This is a genomic window from Sphingobacterium sp. 1.A.5 (assembly GCF_002734235.1).
GTDB classification, from domain to species: domain Bacteria; phylum Bacteroidota; class Bacteroidia; order Sphingobacteriales; family Sphingobacteriaceae; genus Sphingobacterium; species Sphingobacterium daejeonense.
On record NZ_PEBA01000063.1, the window covers coordinates 225,648 to 244,358 of the forward strand.

An 18,711-nucleotide genomic window follows, 5' to 3' on the forward strand; every position below is an offset into this window, starting at 1 on the left:
TTTGGTTAACCAAATTAATTTATTAACCATGAAGACTAAATTAACCTTATTAATTTTTCCAGTAATTATCATGATGATAATTAGCTGTAAAGGACTTTTAGATGATCTGCTCGATGAGGGCGATGATGACATGCCAGAAGAAATAGCTGATGAAGAATTGCTCTATGGAAAATGGCAAGCCTATGAATTTTATGACGACTCGTTTAAACCTTTGGGAGTCAATAATCCTAAATCTTATACGGATGTAAACCAATTGAAAGAATTGACGAAATACGAATCGTATGAAGGCCCTTGTACAACAAAGGTGAGTGTGTGGGAAAAGAAATTGGAGATGTTTGAAATTGAAATCTTGAACAACTTTACCTATTCTTTTAAATATAAGGATATCAACAAAGTAAATAGTTTTGATGATAAATGTAATCCTAAACTATATGACTTTAGCACAAATTCAAACGGAAATCTTCCTTGGAGCTATGATAGAGATTATAGAGTATTAATGCTTGATTTTGGCAAAAACGGAGAGATGCATTTTCAAATTTTAGAATTGAATGAAAAAGAAATGGCTTTGAACTATAGTGATGGTTATATGGTGATCAAGTTCAAGAAAGTTAAATAATGAAAAAGGGGTACTTTATGAATACCCCTTTTATTTAAATTGTTAATAAAATTCTATTTATGATTGCAGATTTCTTTTAATGTCTCTACAACAAAATCAATCTCTTCTTTGGTGTTGTATTTACAGAAAGAAAATCTTACCGAAGGTCTAGTGGCATCTGCACAGATACCTTTTAAAACATGAGAGCCAATGTCTGAACCAGAACTACAAGCGCTACCTCCAGATGCAGAAACACCTTTGATATCAAGATTGAACAATAACATATCGCCCATATTAGTGCATGGCAATGAAACGTTCAACACGGTGTACAATGATTTATCGGCATCAATTTCCCCATTGAATCTAACATCAGGAATTGCTTCAACTAATTTTTCCCTCATGTAATCCTTAAGTGATTGAATGTGCTCTTGATGTTCTTTCATCTCGGCGTAAGCAATTTCAAGGGCTTTGGCCAAACCAACGATCCCGTAAACATTTTCTGTACCTCCGCGCATGTTGCGCTCTTGAGCACCACCGTAAATCAAAGGCTTGATCTTGTTGCGTCCATTGATGTAAAGAAAACCAACTCCTTTAGGACCATGGAATTTATGAGCTGCACCAGTGATAAAGTCAATCTTAAGATCACCTAAATCATGTGCATAATGGCCCATCGTCTGAACAGTGTCAGAATGGAATATGGCATTATATTGCTCACACAATTCACTCACTCTTTTCAAATCCGTCAGATTTCCGATCTCATTGTTGGCATGCATCAAAGAAACGAATGTTTTTGGATTGATGGATAGCAATTCTTCCAAATGGGTTAAATCAACATTACCCTTTGAGTCAACTCGTAGTAAATCAAGATGGATCTTGCCAGCTTTCTCCAACTCCTCCAAGGTGTGAAGTACAGCATGGTGCTCCAATGGTGAGCTGATCGCATGGGTAATATTATAAGCCTCAATGGCACGTACGATAGCCATATTGTCCGCCTCTGTACCTCCTGAAGTAAAGAAAATCTCCGATGGTGAAGCGTTCAATAATTTGGCAACGGATCTTCGGGCCTTCTCTACGATGGTCTTCATCTCACGTCCATGGGCATGAATTGACGAGGGATTTCCAAAATTCTCGTTCAACATTTGTACCATAACCTCGATAACTTCTTTATCTAAGGCTGTGGTAGCGGCATTATCAAAATAAACTTGCATGGCGGCAAATATAAAGATTCACAAGGAAAAATTGGAACAAATTATTTTTTTCTGACAATCATTAAGCCTATTGATAGTAAGCTCGTTACGAACGATAAATAGACTATTAAATCACTATATTTTGTATAGAAAGTCAAGTCCTCATTCAGGTTGATTTCCTGTGACAAAGCTGTAGGAACCCACCATGAACTCTTCTGCACAATGTCACCACGTTGGTTTATAAAGCCAGAAATGCCTGTATTCGCTGATCTGACCACCCAACGACGGTTCTCAATAGCACGTAATTTTGCATATTGAAGATGCTGGTCCTTTCCTGAAGTGTCTCCCCACCAGCCATCATTCGTGATAACGGCAATAAATTGAGCGCCTTTTTTTATGTATTGTGCCACGTAATTCCCCCAAATCGATTCATAACAAATAACAGGTGCAGCACCAATCCCACTGGCCGAGTAAAATACGGAAGGTTCTGCCTGACTGCCATAACCGCCCGTAGTACCTCCGAAGTGTTTGAATAAAGGAGTCAATACCGACAGAGCCTTCCCAAATGGCATCTTCTCAGCTCCCGGAACCAACTTCGATTTATGGTAAAATTGTAGTTTACTGCTTCCGTCGATCAGAACACCTGCATTAAAACTGTCATAAAATACATTGCCAATGGCCCGGGCAGTCAGAGTTTTTTGATCATCATAGATCACATAACTCTCAATGCCCGAAAGAACATTCCCATTGTGATAAGGCTCCAGAAAATTCAATACATCCTTGTATTGAGAATATTCCCTGAATTCATCCTCGTTGATGCCATTATCACCTGAAATTGCAGTCTCCGGCCAAATAAAAAATTCAGTGTTCAGTTTCGCGACCTTCTGTGATAAGTCAGTTAATATTTTAAGTTGTTCATCAGGTGTAATAGCTCCCCACTTCTGGAATGGATCAATATTGGGTTGGACTGTCACAATCTCCGATGGGTTGACATGTTCCTCATAAGTGCTATAGATTATCAAGGAGCTTATAGCAGGAATAATAAGCCAAGCAGAAAGTACACCTAAAATAATCTTTTGATTGTAAACCTCAACCTTTTCTTTTCTTTGCCAATACCATAAAAATATAAGAACATTGGATATCCAAATCCATAATGTACCACCATAAACTCCCGTGATGCTGTACCATTGAACCAATTGATGGAAATTGGCAAAGCCATTGCCTAATGTCATCCATGGAAAAGAAAGTTCCCAAGATTGATGCAAAAATTCATAAGCTATCCAAAATGAGATAAGACCCATAAAACTTAGCAGAATATTGTTTCTCTTCCTCATCTGATAGTAAAGTCGGAAAGCTAATGCCATCAACAGAGGGGCCAAAGTAAATGGAATCAACGCGATCATCAATGATGTGAAGGCATCTAAATAAGCATGCATGGCATTGTAGACCCAGTAAATCGATGCCGTATTCCAAACCACTCCAGTAAGGAATGCTAAACCAAAAATCTTTCTGCCTTTTTTCTTAAAATCTCCACGGATTACATTTTCTACTGCTATCAGCAAGGGCACAAAACCTACAAACAATAAAATGCTCGTATAAGGAATAGGAGGCCATGCCAACCACAATAAAAATGCACTCAGGAAAGCTAAAAAATAGTTGTTCTTCATGCTTTACAGTTGGCTTAAGATCTCAGCCTTTTTGGTTTCATACTCAGCTTGAGTGATCAGTTGTTTGTCGTATAAACCTTTTAACTTTTTAAGCTTCAACGTGATTTCATCTTCTTCCTCATCTTTCTTATCCGAAGGAGTGCTGACTGATGGTGATGGGCTAGGGACTGATGATTGAAAACCCTGTGGTTCCTGCCTTGTATTGTTTGATTGAAAATTCTGATTAGCAAAGGTTGAATTTAAACTCGGCCTTTCCTCAAACCTCGGCCTTTCCTCAACTTTTGGGAGTTCAGGTGTCTTCGCTATAGGATTCTCAGGCTCGATAGTTTTAATAGGCTCTGGTTTTTCAATAGCTGGACTAGGAGTATTGAAAGCAGGTTTGTTCTCAATCACTATTTTAGTGTCTTTAGCCTCTTTTTTCTGATTCTGAAGATTGGCCAAAGCATCTTTGATCAATTGATATAATTTCCTGGCTTGTGTCTTAGGAATATAATCAATCGTCAAATTCTCTCCTGTAAATGGAATAACCGTAACTTTAGAGCCAAATATTTCCTCCTTAAAGGCGATATCCTTAATGTCTTGCCAAGGAAAAATCTCAAAATTAGTAGCCAAGCCCAACTTGGTAAACTCACATAAGAAAATTCGTTTGTTGCTCACAGTAATACTGTCAGGCAACAAATTTACTGCAGGTTTTTTCTGCAATGCTATATAATTAATGGATTCACCCGGAGTCAACATATCTAAGATCTTGCCATGGATTTTCTCAACCACTTTGGCGTCTTGCCCGTCTTGAACGTATTTGTCAATTTGATAATTTTCCATCGATATGGTATTTACTTCTTAAATTCTTGTTTAATTATTCATGTCCCCCAACACAGAAAACAAATTCTCCCTTCACAGGATTCGTCTCAAAATGTGTCTTGATGTCTGTCAATGTCCCTCGAACCGTCTCCTCATACATCTTGCTGATTTCTCTTGAAATAGAAGCCGACCTGTCTGCCCCAAATATCTGAATAAACTCATCTATTGTTTTCAGGATTCTGTGTGGTGACTCATAAAATATCATTGTTCTCTTTTCATCTGCCAAAGATTTTAACCGCGTTTGACGGCCTTTTTTAACAGGAAGAAATCCTTCAAAACAAAATCTGTCATTCGGCAAGCCGGAATTCACCAAAGCAGGAACAAATGCTGTCGCACCCGGCAAACATTGGACATCCAATCCTTCTTTGATGGCTTCTCTGACCAATAAAAACCCCGGATCAGAGATCGCTGGTGTGCCTGCATCAGAGATAAGAGCAATCTGATTCCCTTCCTTCAACAATCGAATGATTTCTTGAACTGCCTTATGCTCGTTGTGCTGGTGATGGGCAAAGACTTTTTTGTCGATGCCAAAATGCTTCAATAATGGAGCACTGGTACGAGTGTCTTCAGCAAGAATGATATCAACAGACTTCAAGACAGTGATTGCCCTGAAGGTCATGTCCTCAAGATTGCCAATAGGAGTGGGAACAATATATAACATAGCCCAAAGATAACGATAAACTAAGAATCTATCTCAGTATAATCCTCAGACTTCGGAATTTTATAAATTATCTCCTTCCAATCATCAGGGATACTGGTCAGTTTACGCTCTATAATGTTCATCCAAGCACCATCAACGACTACAATCGCAGCCTTCACCCCATTCTCTTTGTATATGACATGACGGAATGAAAACCTAGAGTTTTGAGTGTTGTATTTCGTGATTTCCACGCTCACCTTGATCTTCTCATCCAAGCCAATTTCACGCAGGTAATTCAGCTCTTCCCGAAACAATATCGGACCAATTTTATTCTTGTTGAATTCTTGCAAAGATAAACCGAGTTGATTCAGCATGTTGCTACGGGCCTGAGCGCAAAAATCAGCATACGCTGAATGACGTAAATGAACATTGGCATCAATCTGTGACCAAAGAACCTGGCCCTCATAAAAAATATTCTCTTCCATGTATTATGATATTCTAGCTTAAAAATATAAAAAATTAAAATTCAAAAAGAACCAATAACTAAACGATAACGATTTATTAATTCATTAAGATTATATAATATCTATTTAATAATAGGATAAAAAATAACTTAATAAATATTCTTAGGTTAAAATTTTATCAATTATTTGTTGATTTATAATAAATATTTCGGTGTGTTAACAAATTGATAATATTGGGTTAATAATGCAGTTAAGTGCTATACATACTTTTGCCAGCAATAAATTATTAACTCCATGAGAATTTTTTTACTTTTTTTATTCAATTTAATTTGCTGCATTTCCTTTGCTCAAACAACAGTTTTGAAAGGGAAAATTATGGACAGCAATGACCATTTCTCCTTGCCAGGCGCAACCCTGAAAATACAAGGAACTAACAAATTTACCGTATCCGATGCAAATGGTAACTTTGAATTCTTAAATCTACCTGCGGGTACTTACACGATAGACGTGGATTACCTAGGGTACAAACATTACTCCAATCAAATCAAAACAACTGAGGACGCCGTAGAAATCTTTTTAGATCCTTCAGCAAATGTGTTGGATGAAATCCAAGTAATAGGTGATATTGCCAAAGGACAAGCCAAAGCCCTAAACCAACAAAAAAACAACAGTAATATTTCTAATATTATTTCTTCAGATCAAGTTGGCCGTTTCCCGGATCAAAATATTGGTGATGCCTTGAAACGTGTACCGGGAATAACCATGCAAAATGATCAAGGGGAAGCTCGAAACATCATCGTACGTGGTCTTTCGCCAGAACTGAACTCCGTTACCTTGAATGGTGACCGTATTCCTTCCGCTGAAGGAGATAACAGAAATGTTCAAATGGACCTTATCCCTTCGGATATGATCTCATCAATCGAAGTGAATAAAACATTAACTCCTGATATGGATGCCGATGCAATCGGTGGTAGTGTGAACTTAATTACACGTGCCGTACCAAATAAACAACGTATCTCTGCAACAGTTAGTGGTGGTTATTCGCCAGTGAGAGAAAAAGCAATCTACAATGGTGCATTTATTTATGGAAACCGTTTTATGGACAATAAAATGGGCTTAGTATTGAGCGGAACCATGCAGACTAACGACTTCGGTTCTAATAATATCGAAGCAGAATGGGAAGAAAAAGATGGTGAAGTATCTTTAAAAGAACTTCAAATCCGTAAATATGATGTAACTCGTGTTCGTAGAAGTATATCAGCAGCTTGGGATTATGACTTTAATGCCAGAAATAGAATCGCTTTAAACGCTATGTACAACTGGCGTGATGATAGAGAAAACAGATTTGCTACAACTTTTAAAAAACTGAAATATAATAAGGAAACAGACACATATTCTGGTGAACTTATCCGTGAAACTAAAGGAGGTATTGATAACAACCGTAATAAAGGTCGTCGCCTTGAACGACAATCGGTACTGAATTTCTCCCTACATGGTGAACACATCCTGTCTCCAATCTTAGATATGGACTGGGCAGCCTCATATTCAAAAGCTACAGAATGGAGACCTAACGAAAGATACATATCTTATAAACAAGAAGGTGCTCCGTTAACGGTGGATATTTCTGACCCGTATTTACCATTCGTAAGTGCCTCTGGGAATGATCTTTCTAAATTCGAACTCGATGAGCTTACTGAAAATGAAAACAATACCCACGAAGATGAAATCGGAGCCAAAGTTAACTTCCGACTTCCATTAACCGTGATAGATGGACAAAAAGGAAGAATCCGTTTCGGTGGTAGAATGAGATTGAAATCCAAAGAAAGAGACAACATCTTGTTCGAATACAAACCAACTTCAGGATTTGACGATATGAGCGCATTGCCATTAGTTAATTGGGATGCAAAAGGATGGGATCAAGGTGAAAAATTTGCACCAGGGAGCTTTGTCGACAAAAACTACCTGGGAGGCTTGAATTTCAAAGACAACGCTAAGTTTGAAGAAGAAAAAGCACCTAAAGAATATTTAGCTGAAAACTATAGAGCAAAAGAGCAAATCTTTGCAGGCTATGTTCGTTGGGATCAAAATATTACCGATCAAACAGCCCTAATCCTGGGTGCACGTATAGAACATACGAAAATTGATTATACAGGTAACAGTGTGAAAGATGAAGAGGAATTCGAAGGTGAAATCAATAACAAGAACAGCTATACAAATATCCTTCCTGGTATTACACTAAAACATAATTTTGATGATAACTTTATCCTTCGTGCTGCGGTAACAACAAGCTTGGCGCGCCCTAATTATTATGCATTAGCTCCATTTGTTAACTCTGTATTAGACGACAAAGCATTGAAAGCAGGTAATCCTAATTTGAAGGCAACATATGCGACAAATTATGACTTGATGGTAGAGCGTTACTTCAGAAATGTAGGTATTGTTTCTGGTGGGTTGTTTTACAAAAACCTGAAAAACTTTATATATACCTATAATGACATCAACTTTACTGCTGATCGTTTCGAGGAACTTTTCCCTAATACGCCAAACCCAATAAAACCAGGGGAAACTTTTGAATTTGCACAACCAAGAAACGGTGAAAAAGTAAATGTATATGGATTTGAATTCGCATTCCAAAGACAACTGGATTTCCTTCCAGGTAAATTCCTTCAGGGATTTGCAGTCTATGCAAACTACACTTTCACTAAATCTAAAGCAGAAGGTATTACAAACGAAGATGGTGTCGCTCGTGAAGGTTTAGGACTTCCTAGAACTGCTCCTCACATGTTGAACGGTTCACTGTCTTGGGAAAACAATAAATTCTCAGCTCGCGTATCTGCAAATTACACTGCAGCTTATTTGGATGAAATCGGCAAGAATGAATTCACAGATGCATATTATGACAAGCAATTCTTCCTTGATGCAAATGCTTCTTATAAGTTTACAAAATCTCTTCGTATTTTTGCTGAAGCAAATAATTTAACTAATCAGCCATTGCGTTATTATCAAGGCCAAACTCAAAGAATGATGCAATTGGAATATTACAAACCACGTTATACACTAGGTCTAAAATTTGACCTTTAATCTAAAATTAAAATGAACAAACAATTTATTATACTAGGTTTAGCTCTAGCGGTGCTTTCTTCATGTGGAGATAAACTGGCACCAGTAGCAGAAAATGCTTTGAAACCAACAGTTACAACGGAAGTTGTACCAAACGATACGGATGATCCTGCAATTTGGGTCAACCCAGCAGATAGCACTCAGGTAATTGTAATTGGTACCGATAAACATGAGAAAACAGGTGGTCTGTATGCCTATGATATGGATGGTAAAATCATCAATAAAGTTGTGCCTCTAGACCGTCCTAACAATGTGGATATTGCTTATGGTTTGAACTTTGCTGGAAAGAAGGTTGATGTAGCAGTTGTAACAGAGCGCGGAACTAACAAAATCCGAGTGTTCAGTCTCCCAGAATTAAAACCTCTAGACAACGGCGGAATTCCAGTTTTCGAAGGGGAAACTGAAAAATCACCGATGGGAATTGCATTATATACCCAAGCTGATTCCGCAGGAAATAAAATATATGCCGTTGTAGGCAGAAAAACAGGACCAACAGGTAGGTATCTTTTCCAGTATGAACTACAGGATAAAGACGGTGTAGTAGTGGGAAATAAAGTGCGTGAATTCGGTAGTTTCCTTGGTGGAAAAGAAATCGAAGCAATTGCAGTAGATAATGAACTAGGATATGTTTATTATTCTGATGAAGGCCACGGAATCCATAAGTATTATGCAGATCCTGCAAAAGGAAATGAAGAACTTGCTGTTTTTGGTCTTAAAGATTTCAAAGAAGATCATGAAGGAATTGCAATTTATAAAACCTCAGATTCGACAGGTTATATCATAGCATCAAACCAACAAAACAACTCATTCAATATCTATCCGAGAGAGGGAGATAAAGGAGATCCAAACCAATATACTCGTATTGCAGAGGTACCTGTTTCTGCTATTGAATGTGATGGCGCAGATGCTATATCAATGCCGATTGGCTCAAAATTCCCTAAAGGAATGTTGGTGGCGATGAGTAATGGAATGGTCTTCCATTATTACGATTGGCAAATGTTCCAAGATATTATCGACGGAAAAAAATAAGACTGTTATTAATTCAACAGATTGGCCACGAGAAATCGTGGCCATTTGTTTTTATTTACGTACACATCTTACGTTCGCTCCCTTAACCTCATCGAAACTGTCAATTTTAAGTGAGGGCTGGGACAGAAGAAGGCCAAAATCATGATATTTTATATGGGCAAATAACGATGTGTCAGAGGTCCTGAAATATCCAAGGTCCCCCGGATTATCTAAAAAGTTGCTGACCTGATTTTTGTAATTTTGTAGCGTTCGATTTATATCACGATACCCTGCAGCAACAAGATTTAAATTTCTGTGTGCATACGTTGGGGATTCTGGGGCAGCATTTTCCCAAGATATATACCAACCTTTATCGTTGACCTGGTTTTTTCTCTTTCTAGTGGTGCGGTAGTTGTTTGCAAATAGCTGAGTCCATTCAGCAACGGTAGGCAAACGCCAGGTGCCTCTTGGATAAACGGAGTCGCAGGGGTCCCAAATCATTGATGCCGCCTGAGGTTCTGATATGGGTAGACGAGTGTCAAAATAATCTCTCTCTATGAAGTTCTTTAATCCACCATTGTTCTCGCTCACATAATTGTTGTTATACCAAAACCTATATTTATTGCCTTTGTCATCTTTGAAGAAGCTGAGGTTGCCTCTTGCCCAGCGTGATTCAGCAAAATTAATTGCTGACTCTTTCATCCGTAACTCTACCGTATAGCGAACCCCACGTTCTGGTGTAAATGCAGTGAAGCGAGGGATGAAATCTCCCATAGAACGTTGTGCACTGATTAAGTTTGGAGGATTGTTAGGATCGACGGTGAGGCTTTCCAAAACCAAACCTTTTATTTGTGGCCTTAATTCAATTGGATTCCCATTCGGAACGGTGAGAAAATCATAGTATTTTACCCAACCCGTCGGAACGGTATCTCCAAGAAGGTTGTTCCATGTGTTTCTAGTGATCGTCGATTGGTTTTGAAATCCAGTAAACTGACCTGTTAAAACTGAAAAAGTACCATTTCTAAAAGGACTACTCGCTGTCGGAAACTCAACAGTAGCGGAAACAATTCTCGAAAATACGCCTCTTGCATTCAATTGTAAGCGAATGGTACTAACCATTCTTTTAAATGTAATTACCATCGTGTTTGCCGTATTTGGATCATCAGATGTAGTGATATAGCCGTAGGAAAATAAAAAGTCTGTGCCAAGTGAGGAACTTGCAGAAATATTTAAAAATGGATTGGATGGGTCAAATGGCGGAATGTCTGCCTCAGAATTATAGGAATAAACTATACAGAGGTATTGTTTGTTGCGGTACGCAGGAATATTAATCTGGGAATTTGCTCGTCCTTGGGCTTGGGCGAAATAGCTGATAGGATTTCTGTTCTCATCGGTGTTGTAGACCACAACAATATATTTGCGATTCCCCTCCATAGGAGTAGTTAATGCAGTAGAACGAGTTTTTGCAAGCGTTTGAGGACGACCCTCACGGATGATCAAATCCATGTCAATCCCGTTCAATTCATTTAACTCCTCTTGATAAAATAAGTAATCTTGCGATCCTTTGATTTTTTTATAGGGCGATCTCTGGGAATTGGATACCAGCTCGTTGGGGTCATCATTGAATTCATCAATTCCTTCAACTTTAATCGAAATCCCTTTTTCATGGATGATTTCCTTATCATGCCGCTTACAGTTGCAAAATATAATAATTGAAAGAATCGTTAATAGAAATAAAATATTCCTCGCTTCCATAACATCAGTATTAATCGTTAGAAATCTAAATCATAAGTAGGTCCTTTTGTTTCTTTCCAATCTTCGATCTTTGGATCTTGATCTGGTCCACCTCCTCCTGACCTAATAGAAGTGGAAGTAATCGTCACATCAAATTCAAGTGCAATTTTTTGAACAGATACTCTTGGACTCAGATATTTTCTCCTGCATCGATATTTCTCAGAATCCAATAAATAGATTTTACTACTTGAATTGTTATTGTGCCCGAATGTCATGTCCTTTTAGATTTTATGGATGGATATATAATTTATCCAGATGAATTGGTTATTCAAATTAATATGACCTAGATTTATTTAACCAAGCCACGTAAATTTACACAATAAAAAATATTAATAATATAAAATTTAAATTATAAGGATAAATTTAACAATTTTATCTACAATTGAGCATATAAAAAAAGCCCCAACAAATCGGTCTGATAGAACTGATTGTTGGGGCAATTTATGAAGTTCCTATATGCTACATTCCTGAAGCAATTTTCATTAGCAAAGCCGTCAACCAGCCTGCATAGGTGCCTATGGCATAACTAAATACGGAAAGGATTACACCAACAGAGATTAATGAAGGGTGAAAAGCAGCCGAAATGACCGAAGCTGAAGCAACTCCTCCAACATTGGCCATACTGCCAACTCCATAGTAGAAAAACGGAACTTTAAATATTTTTCCTACAATCAATAGCAGCAATGCATGGAAACTGATCCAAATAATCCCAACGATAAACAAACCTGGATTATCTAATATCGCCAATATATTCATTTGCATGCCTATGGTTGTAATTAAAACGTATAGTAAGACTGTCCCAATTTTCGATGCTCCAGCATATTCTAATTTTCTAGCAGGTGTAAATGAACAACTAATTCCAAAAATGGTAGCGAACAAGATCAACCAAAAGAAACTATTGGTAAGTGAAAATTTCTCGGTTTCTGGATAATGGGTTGCCATAAATGTAGCGATAGGGTCAGCTAATAATGTTGCCAATCCTGTACCACCAAATGCTAATGCAACCATGATCATAAGATCCTTAGTCTCAGGAATACGGCTATTGGCCTTTACCTTCTCGTCCATTTTAGCCTTCAAATGTTCTACATCCTCTGAATCTGCTTTGAAAAACTTGTCAAATGCTTTGTATTTACTCGCACCATATAGTAAGAAGGCCATCCAGATATATGCTACAAATACATCAACAGCAATAATCGAAGAAAATAGGTTAGGGGAGGGTTGCAAAATCTCTTTTAGCGCTACTTGATTGGCACTCCCGCCGATCCATGATCCCGCTAAAGCTCCCAATCCACGCCAAACCTCATCAGGACCCGTTCCGCCCACAACATCAGGAGCAACCAGAGCCGTTAAATAAACTGCCAAAGGCCCCCCTAGAACGATGCCAATCGTACCAGTAATAAACATAAGTCCTGCCCGCTTCCTCAAGGACCACATCTCCTTAAGATCTAAGCTCAAAACAAATAATATCAAACAGGCAGGCAGAAAATACCGGCTGCCAATCGTGGTCAAAGGGGAGTTCTCACCGTCGATGATGTTGAAGGAGTTCAACAGACCAGGCAAGAAATAACAAAGTAACAACGGCGGAATAAAATTGTAAAATCCCTTGATATATTTATTCGATAGGCTGGAGGTATAAAAAACCAAACCTAAGATGGTCATTAATAGACCAAACACCACTGTGGTATTCTCAATTAACGGGGCAGCTTCTGTATCGGTTATTTGCATAAAATCGTAATAATTGTTATTTTGCTGTGAAAATAGATAATTTTTCAATTATTTATTGAAATAATCCTAATAACAAGAGTGTAATATCAATCTGAATCGTTCAAAAATAAACGAAATGGACCGAAGAAATTTTATTAAAAATGGTGGCATCCTTCTCGGTGCTACATCTTTAGACTTCTCCAAAACAAACCTAGACATCAAGAAAAAAATAAAAGTCGGACTAATTGGGTGTGGAGGTCGTGGGACCGGAGCTGCTTTTCAAGCATTGGAAGCAGATCCAGATGTGGAAATTGTAGCTCTGGCAGATATTTTTCCAGCGCAATTAGAAGCAGCATTGGCTTCCCTACAAGAAGCTCATAAAGATCGCGTTAATGTTCCTGAAAAAAGGAAATATATCGGATTTGATGCCTATAAAAAATTAATAGCATCGAATGTAGATGTCGTATTGTTGACATCGCCGCCAAGCTTTAGACCCGACCACCTCGCAGAAGCCGTAAAAGAAGGAAAACATATATTCTGCGAAAAACCAATGGCTGTAGATGTACCAGGCGTACATAAAGTCCGTGATGCTGTAAAAGTAGCAAAAGAGAAAAAGCTAAACCTTGTTTCTGGATACTGTTTCCGCTATTCTGAACCAAATAGAGAATTGGCAAAACTAGTCCATGCAGGTAATATTGGCGATATATATTCTATCAGCACATTCAGATTGGGTGGTGAATTGACCGAAAAACCTAGACAGCCAGATTGGAACGACCTGACCTATCAATTGTACAATTGGTTTTTCTATCAGCGTTATTCCGGAGATATTATCGTTGAACAGACCGTACACAGTATAGATTTTATGAATTGGATGCTGAATAGGGGAATGCCTAAAACAGTCTCTGGAACAGGTGGTAGACAGTCGAAGCCATGGGATAAATACGGAAATGTATATGATCATTTCGCCATTGAATTCGACTATGGTGATGGCGTTAAAGGATTCCACTTCGGAAGACAACAGAACGGGACACAACCTCGTAATTCTGTCGAAGCCGTGGGAACTAAAGGAAATATGAACGTCGGTATCTTGAGCAGCTATGAGATCAAAGGTCAAAACCCATGGAAATATAGCGGCAAAATGAACAATATGTACCAAACTCAGCACGATGAGCTGTTCAGGGCAATCAGAAATAAAGAAGTAATCAATGATGGTGACTTCATGGCGGATTCAACCTTGTTGGCAGTATGGGCAAGAGAAGCGGCATACACTGGGAAAATAATCTCATTGGATGAAATCGAAAATTCAACCAAAACATATGGACCTAGTTCTGAAGAATACTCGTGGGAGATGGAAATTGATAATGCACGTATACCTAGACCTGGTTTGGCAACATAATCGAATTAATTATAATGACGGGAAAAATCAAGATCTTAGTGGTAGGCTGTGGAAACATGGGGGCTTCTCATGCACAAGCCTATCATGAAATGGAAGAATTTGAAATAGTGGGACTGGTATCTAGAGGAGATAGTAAATTGTTATTAAATGAAAAATTAAACAGTAACTATCCGCTCTACGATGATTATGCCTCAGCATTGGTACTGACAAAACCAGATGCGGTCTGTATTTCGACGTATCCAGATACGCATGAAGAATATGCCATAAAAGCTTTTGAAGCTGGTGCGCATGTATTTATAGAAAAACCTCTTGCAGATACTGTTTTGGGAGCGCAAAAGGTTGTCGATGCTGCAATCGCAGCAGATAAGAAATTGGTCGTAGGATACATTTTGAGACATCACCCTTCTTGGATTAAATTCATAGAATTGGGGAGGTCAATGGGCTATCCCTTGGTTATGCGAATGAACCTCAACCAACAGAGCCATGGATATATGTGGGATGTTCATCGTAACCTGATGAAAAGCCTCAGCCCGATTGTGGATTGTGGAGTACACTATATCGATGTCATGTGTCAAATGACAAACGCAAATCCAGTTTCGGTTTCTGCAATTGGAGCACGCCTAACGGATGATATCCCAAAAGACAACTATAACTATGGGCAATTGCAAATCAGATTTGATGATGGTAGCGTAGGGTGGTATGAAGCAGGATGGGGACCCATGATCAGCGAAACAGCTTTCTTCGTGAAAGATGTGATCGGTCCTAAAGGATGTGTATCCATCATCGCAAAAGATGCCAGCAAAGAAGGGAAATCTGATTCCGTAGAATCCCACTCAAAAACGGAATCTCTAAAAGTTCACTATGCAGACATCAATGAACAAAATGAATTTATACGTAATGACGAATGGGTTGATTTAACGGATGAACCGGACCATCAAGAACTCTGTAACCGAGAACAGCAATTCTTTTTACAAGCGATCACAGAAGACCTGGATCTGAGCAAATCGATGCAAGATGCTGTAAACAGTTTACAAATCGCCATTGCATGTGATGAATCTGTAAAATCAGGAGCCATAATAAAATTATAAGATGCGCAAATATCCTTTGTTGTTTGGGTTGGTCCTATTATCGGTCTGTCTGTTTGGGCAATCGAAAAAACCTAATATCGTACTTATCCTCGCGGATGATTTGGGATATGGAGACTTAGGTCCTTACGGTCAAAAAAAAATTGAAACACCTACAATTGACTCTTTGGCCAAGAAGGGGATGTTGTTCACTGATTTTTATGCGGGAGCTCCTGTATGTGCACCTTCCAGGTCTGCATTGATGACCGGACAGCATACAGGACATACCTACATCCGAGGTAACAAAGAAGTCCAACCCGAAGGACAAGAACCTTTGGCCCAAAATATTGAAACCTTCGCCATGGCTTTAAAAGATGCCGGTTATAAAACAGGAGCTTTCGGTAAATGGGGACTAGGTATGGTTGGAACATCTGGAGATCCCCTGAAAAAAGGATTTGATGAATTCTATGGCTACAACTGTCAAAGGCAGTCCCACCGCTATTACCCAACCCACCTGTGGGATAATGATCAAAAAGTAGAATTGAAAGGCAATGAAAACTTGATGAAAACGGAGGTTTATGCGCCAGAATTGATTCAACAAAAAGCATTGACCTTTATCCATAACTATAGAGACGCACCGATTTTCTTGTTTGTCCCAACAGTTTTGCCACATGCTGAATTGATCGTTCCTGACGATGAAATATTCAGAAAATACGATGGCAAATTTGAAGAAAAACCTTTCAAAGGGAGTCCTTATGGTCCAAACGCAAGCTCGGGATACACAAGCCAAGAAAAACCGCGCGCAACATTTGCTGCAATGGTGGAAAGATTAGACCAACAGGTTCTACAGATCCTCGGAGCATTGGAAGAAGAAGGAATGTTGGAAAATACCATCTTCATCCTAACCAGTGACAATGGTTCCCACCGTGAAGGTGGTGCTGACCCTGACTTCTTCAATAGCTCTGGACCATTCAGAGGTAACAAACGCGACCTTTACGAAGGCGGCGTTCGAGTACCTTTCATTGTGCAATGGCCAGGCAAAATAAAGGAAAATTCAGTATCTGAACATGTGGCTGCATTTTGGGACATCGCCCCAACTTTATTGGAAGCAGCTGGAGCAAAACAATTAAAGAATACAGATGGCATCAGTTTCTTACCTACACTTTTGGGAAAGAAGGACCAAAAACAACACGAATACCTCTACTGGGAATTTCATGAGCAAGGTGGAAAACAAGGAATCCGAATAGGAGACTACAAAGCAATTCGACTCAATGCTAAAGGTAATCCCAACGCCGAAATTGCCATCTACCACCTGCCGACCGATATTGCCGAAAAAAATAATATCGCCGAAAAGCACCCGGAACTAGTCGAAAAAGCCAAAAAAATTATGAAGGAAGCAAGAATAGAAAGTGAGGTATTTCCTTTTTTAGACAGTAGGTTATAGACATTAGACAATAGACATAAGACATTAGACACTTTATGGCGTGCTAATATCTTTTTTAGACATTAGACATTAGACAATAGACATAAGACATTAGAATTTTTATGGCGTGCTATTATTTGCATCCAAAAGCTATGGTTGTGTCTCCACCGAAATTGCCGTGGCGGGTGTCTGTTTTTAGACATTAGACAATAGACATAAGACATTAGACACTAGTGTCTCCACCGAAATTGCCGTGGCGGGTGTCTGTTTTTAGACATTAGACAATAGACATAAGACATTAGAATTTTTATGGCGTGCTATTATTTCAACCAAAAAACCATGCTAGTGTCTTCACCAAAAAGCCGTGGCGGGTGTCTCCACCCGCCACTTAAATAATTAAAGACAAAAGCATATGCCTTGTAAACTATGCCCGGTCTAATGTCTTGTGTCTTATGTCTTATGTCTAACCCGTTGGGTCTGGACTAAGGAATATTCAAATACTTATGCGTCTGCAGCGAGATTTCCCATTTCGGATTATCCTTTACATAATCAATAATCAAGGGCGTCATTTCAGCTGCCTTTGACCATTCTGGTTGTAGATATAATTTGCAATTAGCGTTAACGAATTTTGCATGGTCCTCAGCCCATTGGAAATCACTTTTGTTGAACACAATGACTTTCAACTCGCCAGCAGCGCTCAATACATCTTCCCTTGGACCTTTGAATTTCTTTGGAGAAAGACAGATCCAGTCCCAATATCCAGTCAAGGGGTAAGCGCCGGATGTTTCCAAGAAAATCTTGATGCCTGCTTCTTTCAGTTTTTGCGTCAGGTAGGTTAGGTTATAGAGCAAGGGCTCACCTCCTGTGATGACCACCGTCTTGGCAGGATGTTGTAATGCATGCTCAACAATAACATCCGCAGAGGTGAGAGGATGTAGTTCCGCATCCCAGCTTTCCTTTACATCGCACCAGTGACAACCTACGTCACATCCGCCCAAACGAATGAAATATGCAGCTTTCCCGGTATGATATCCTTCCCCCTGTATCGTGTAAAACTCCTCCATTAATGGTAGGAATGTGCCGTCTTCTGGAACTTGATTTGACATGTCTCTGAATTTGAGTGCAAAATTAGAAAAAATTCGAGAGATATGGAACTAAACACATCTTCCTCTTCTGTTGATGAACAGCTGGGTTGTTTTTCAACTTTTGGGCTGTTCATATTCGACTCTTGTTCCACTCTCCTTCCACTCTCAGTCCTCTTTCATTCGGACCTTGTTCGGACCTCGTTCGGGTGTATTCCGAAGCAGCTCCGAACGAGGTCCGAAGGAAGTCCGAACGAGAGACGAACCAGAGTATACTAAGCTAAGACGGAGGTAGGAAGGAGACACTAGACACAAGACACAAGACATAAGACATAAGAATTGAAAACCGCCGGTGGCTAGCGAAGCCGAAGCCCCCGGTGTAAAACCAATAGATATTACATCCCAAAAAACCCCATCGGGCAATGTCATTAAGTTAAGGATTTTATCATGCCGGTTTGTAGTTTGTGTAGGTCCTGTGCTTGCACTTTTTATTCGAGGTCTTAAGCTGCCTTGGGAACGATCTTCCCTTTCGAATGGGCAATGTGTCCTTGAGGAAATAGGCCGTGAGCTCCCTGAGGATTTCCCTTTCCCTGTTTTTGAAAAAGATGGCTATCAGGTTTTCCTTTAATTTTCCGAAGGATTTGTTCCCGTTGACCTTTTGGGGGTACTTTTTCGTGGATGTATCGCGGTCGAGCTGGACCTGGGC

Annotated in this window: 16 protein-coding genes; 6 read left to right on the forward strand and 10 right to left on the reverse strand. The window is 39.2% G+C overall.

What is annotated here, in order from left to right; all coding sequences use genetic code 11:
- Positions 1–28: 28 nt before the first annotated feature.
- Positions 29–616 (forward strand): hypothetical protein, encoded by a 588-nt coding sequence (locus tag CRT24_RS17865; protein WP_099372463.1) that lies wholly within the window; start codon positions 29–31, stop codon positions 614–616.
- A 53-nt stretch (positions 617–669) separates the two neighbouring features.
- On the opposite strand, the gene CRT24_RS17870 is transcribed toward CRT24_RS17865, so the two are convergent.
- The 5 genes from CRT24_RS17870 to CRT24_RS17890 are packed head-to-tail and all read right to left on the reverse strand — an operon-like array spanning position 670 to position 5,435.
- The gene (locus CRT24_RS17870; protein WP_099372464.1) at positions 670–1,803 is read right to left on the reverse strand and encodes a cysteine desulfurase family protein; all 1,134 of its coding nucleotides are present in this window, start codon (positions 1,801–1,803) and stop codon (positions 670–672) included.
- A gap of 41 nt (positions 1,804–1,844) precedes the next feature.
- The gene (gene lnt / locus CRT24_RS17875) at positions 1,845–3,449 is read right to left on the reverse strand and encodes an apolipoprotein N-acyltransferase (protein WP_099372465.1); all 1,605 of its coding nucleotides are present in this window, start codon (positions 3,447–3,449) and stop codon (positions 1,845–1,847) included.
- A 3-nt stretch (positions 3,450–3,452) separates the two neighbouring features.
- Positions 3,453–4,271: a PH domain-containing protein gene (locus tag CRT24_RS17880; RefSeq protein ID WP_099372466.1), complete on the reverse strand. Its 819-nt coding sequence runs from the start codon at positions 4,269–4,271 to the stop codon at positions 3,453–3,455.
- Positions 4,272–4,305: 34 nt separating this feature from the next.
- Complete coding sequence (gene rsmI, locus CRT24_RS17885; protein WP_099372467.1) at positions 4,306–4,971, reverse strand: 16S rRNA (cytidine(1402)-2'-O)-methyltransferase; 666 nt, start codon at positions 4,969–4,971, stop codon at positions 4,306–4,308.
- 20 nt (positions 4,972–4,991) lie between these two features.
- Positions 4,992–5,435 carry a thioesterase family protein gene (locus CRT24_RS17890; protein WP_099372468.1) on the reverse strand — a complete coding sequence of 148 codons (444 nt, stop codon included), beginning with the start codon at positions 5,433–5,435 and terminating at the stop codon, positions 4,992–4,994.
- 339 nt (positions 5,436–5,774) lie between these two features.
- Between CRT24_RS17890 and CRT24_RS17895 the strand changes: the two genes are divergently transcribed.
- Positions 5,775–8,495 carry a TonB-dependent receptor gene (locus tag CRT24_RS17895; protein WP_257214085.1) on the forward strand — a complete coding sequence of 907 codons (2,721 nt, stop codon included), beginning with the start codon at positions 5,775–5,777 and terminating at the stop codon, positions 8,493–8,495.
- Positions 8,496–8,507: 12 nt separating this feature from the next.
- On the forward strand, positions 8,508–9,563 hold the full coding sequence (locus CRT24_RS17900) for a phytase (RefSeq protein ID WP_099372470.1): 1,056 nt from the start codon (positions 8,508–8,510) through the stop codon (positions 9,561–9,563).
- A 51-nt stretch (positions 9,564–9,614) separates the two neighbouring features.
- Here CRT24_RS17900 and CRT24_RS17905 read toward each other — a convergent pair whose 3' ends face one another.
- The 3 genes from CRT24_RS17905 to CRT24_RS17915 all read right to left on the reverse strand — a co-directional run bounded on the left by CRT24_RS17905 (position 9,615) and on the right by CRT24_RS17915 (position 13,061).
- Positions 9,615–11,297 carry a hypothetical protein gene (locus tag CRT24_RS17905; RefSeq protein WP_099372471.1) on the reverse strand — a complete coding sequence of 561 codons (1,683 nt, stop codon included), beginning with the start codon at positions 11,295–11,297 and terminating at the stop codon, positions 9,615–9,617.
- A gap of 17 nt (positions 11,298–11,314) precedes the next feature.
- Positions 11,315–11,551: a hypothetical protein gene (locus CRT24_RS17910; protein WP_099372472.1), complete on the reverse strand. Its 237-nt coding sequence runs from the start codon at positions 11,549–11,551 to the stop codon at positions 11,315–11,317.
- 244 nt (positions 11,552–11,795) lie between these two features.
- Complete coding sequence (locus tag CRT24_RS17915) at positions 11,796–13,061, reverse strand: DUF819 domain-containing protein (RefSeq protein ID WP_099372473.1); 1,266 nt, start codon at positions 13,059–13,061, stop codon at positions 11,796–11,798.
- Positions 13,062–13,176: 115 nt separating this feature from the next.
- Between CRT24_RS17915 and CRT24_RS17920 the strand changes: the two genes are divergently transcribed.
- From CRT24_RS17920 to CRT24_RS17930, 3 genes are read left to right on the forward strand one after another with little or no spacing between them, the layout of a single operon-like run.
- The gene (locus tag CRT24_RS17920; RefSeq protein ID WP_099372474.1) at positions 13,177–14,436 is read left to right on the forward strand and encodes a Gfo/Idh/MocA family protein; all 1,260 of its coding nucleotides are present in this window, start codon (positions 13,177–13,179) and stop codon (positions 14,434–14,436) included.
- Between the two features lie 14 nt (positions 14,437–14,450).
- Positions 14,451–15,524 carry a Gfo/Idh/MocA family protein gene (locus tag CRT24_RS17925; RefSeq protein WP_099372475.1) on the forward strand — a complete coding sequence of 358 codons (1,074 nt, stop codon included), beginning with the start codon at positions 14,451–14,453 and terminating at the stop codon, positions 15,522–15,524.
- 1 nt (position 15,525) lies between these two features.
- The gene (locus CRT24_RS17930; protein WP_099372476.1) at positions 15,526–16,944 is read left to right on the forward strand and encodes an arylsulfatase; all 1,419 of its coding nucleotides are present in this window, start codon (positions 15,526–15,528) and stop codon (positions 16,942–16,944) included.
- Positions 16,945–17,405: 461 nt separating this feature from the next.
- Here the strand turns inward: CRT24_RS17930 and CRT24_RS17935 are convergent, their stop codons facing one another.
- A complete protein-coding gene (locus tag CRT24_RS17935) occupies positions 17,406–18,029 on the reverse strand; it encodes a 7-carboxy-7-deazaguanine synthase QueE (protein ID WP_099372477.1) in 624 nt (207 codons plus the stop codon).
- Positions 18,030–18,450: 421 nt separating this feature from the next.
- Positions 18,451–18,711: hypothetical protein (locus tag CRT24_RS21105; protein WP_218962609.1), on the reverse strand; the 261-nt coding region annotated here is incomplete at its 5' end.

What these genes read in the sequence shown, in the direction of transcription:
- CRT24_RS17915 (WP_099372473.1), bottom strand. Translation starts at nt 13,061, where the DNA reads ATGCAAATAACCGATACAGAAGCTGCCCCGTTAATTGAGAATACCACA.
- CRT24_RS17870 (WP_099372464.1), bottom strand. Translation starts at nt 1,803, where the DNA reads ATGCAAGTTTATTTTGATAATGCCGCTACCACAGCCTTAGATAAAGAA.
- CRT24_RS17900 (WP_099372470.1), top strand. Translation starts at nt 8,508, where the DNA reads ATGAACAAACAATTTATTATACTAGGTTTAGCTCTAGCGGTGCTTTCT.
- CRT24_RS17880 (WP_099372466.1), bottom strand. Translation starts at nt 4,271, where the DNA reads ATGGAAAATTATCAAATTGACAAATACGTTCAAGACGGGCAAGACGCC.
- CRT24_RS17890 (WP_099372468.1), bottom strand. Translation starts at nt 5,435, where the DNA reads ATGGAAGAGAATATTTTTTATGAGGGCCAGGTTCTTTGGTCACAGATT.
- rsmI (WP_099372467.1), bottom strand. Translation starts at nt 4,971, where the DNA reads ATGTTATATATTGTTCCCACTCCTATTGGCAATCTTGAGGACATGACC.
- CRT24_RS17930 (WP_099372476.1), top strand. Translation starts at nt 15,526, where the DNA reads ATGCGCAAATATCCTTTGTTGTTTGGGTTGGTCCTATTATCGGTCTGT.
- CRT24_RS17925 (WP_099372475.1), top strand. Translation starts at nt 14,451, where the DNA reads ATGACGGGAAAAATCAAGATCTTAGTGGTAGGCTGTGGAAACATGGGG.
- CRT24_RS17935 (WP_099372477.1), bottom strand. Translation starts at nt 18,029, where the DNA reads ATGTCAAATCAAGTTCCAGAAGACGGCACATTCCTACCATTAATGGAG.
- CRT24_RS17920 (WP_099372474.1), top strand. Translation starts at nt 13,177, where the DNA reads ATGGACCGAAGAAATTTTATTAAAAATGGTGGCATCCTTCTCGGTGCT.
- CRT24_RS17865 (WP_099372463.1), top strand. Translation starts at nt 29, where the DNA reads ATGAAGACTAAATTAACCTTATTAATTTTTCCAGTAATTATCATGATG.
- lnt (WP_099372465.1), bottom strand. Translation starts at nt 3,449, where the DNA reads ATGAAGAACAACTATTTTTTAGCTTTCCTGAGTGCATTTTTATTGTGG.
- CRT24_RS17910 (WP_099372472.1), bottom strand. Translation starts at nt 11,551, where the DNA reads ATGACATTCGGGCACAATAACAATTCAAGTAGTAAAATCTATTTATTG.
- CRT24_RS17905 (WP_099372471.1), bottom strand. Translation starts at nt 11,297, where the DNA reads ATGGAAGCGAGGAATATTTTATTTCTATTAACGATTCTTTCAATTATT.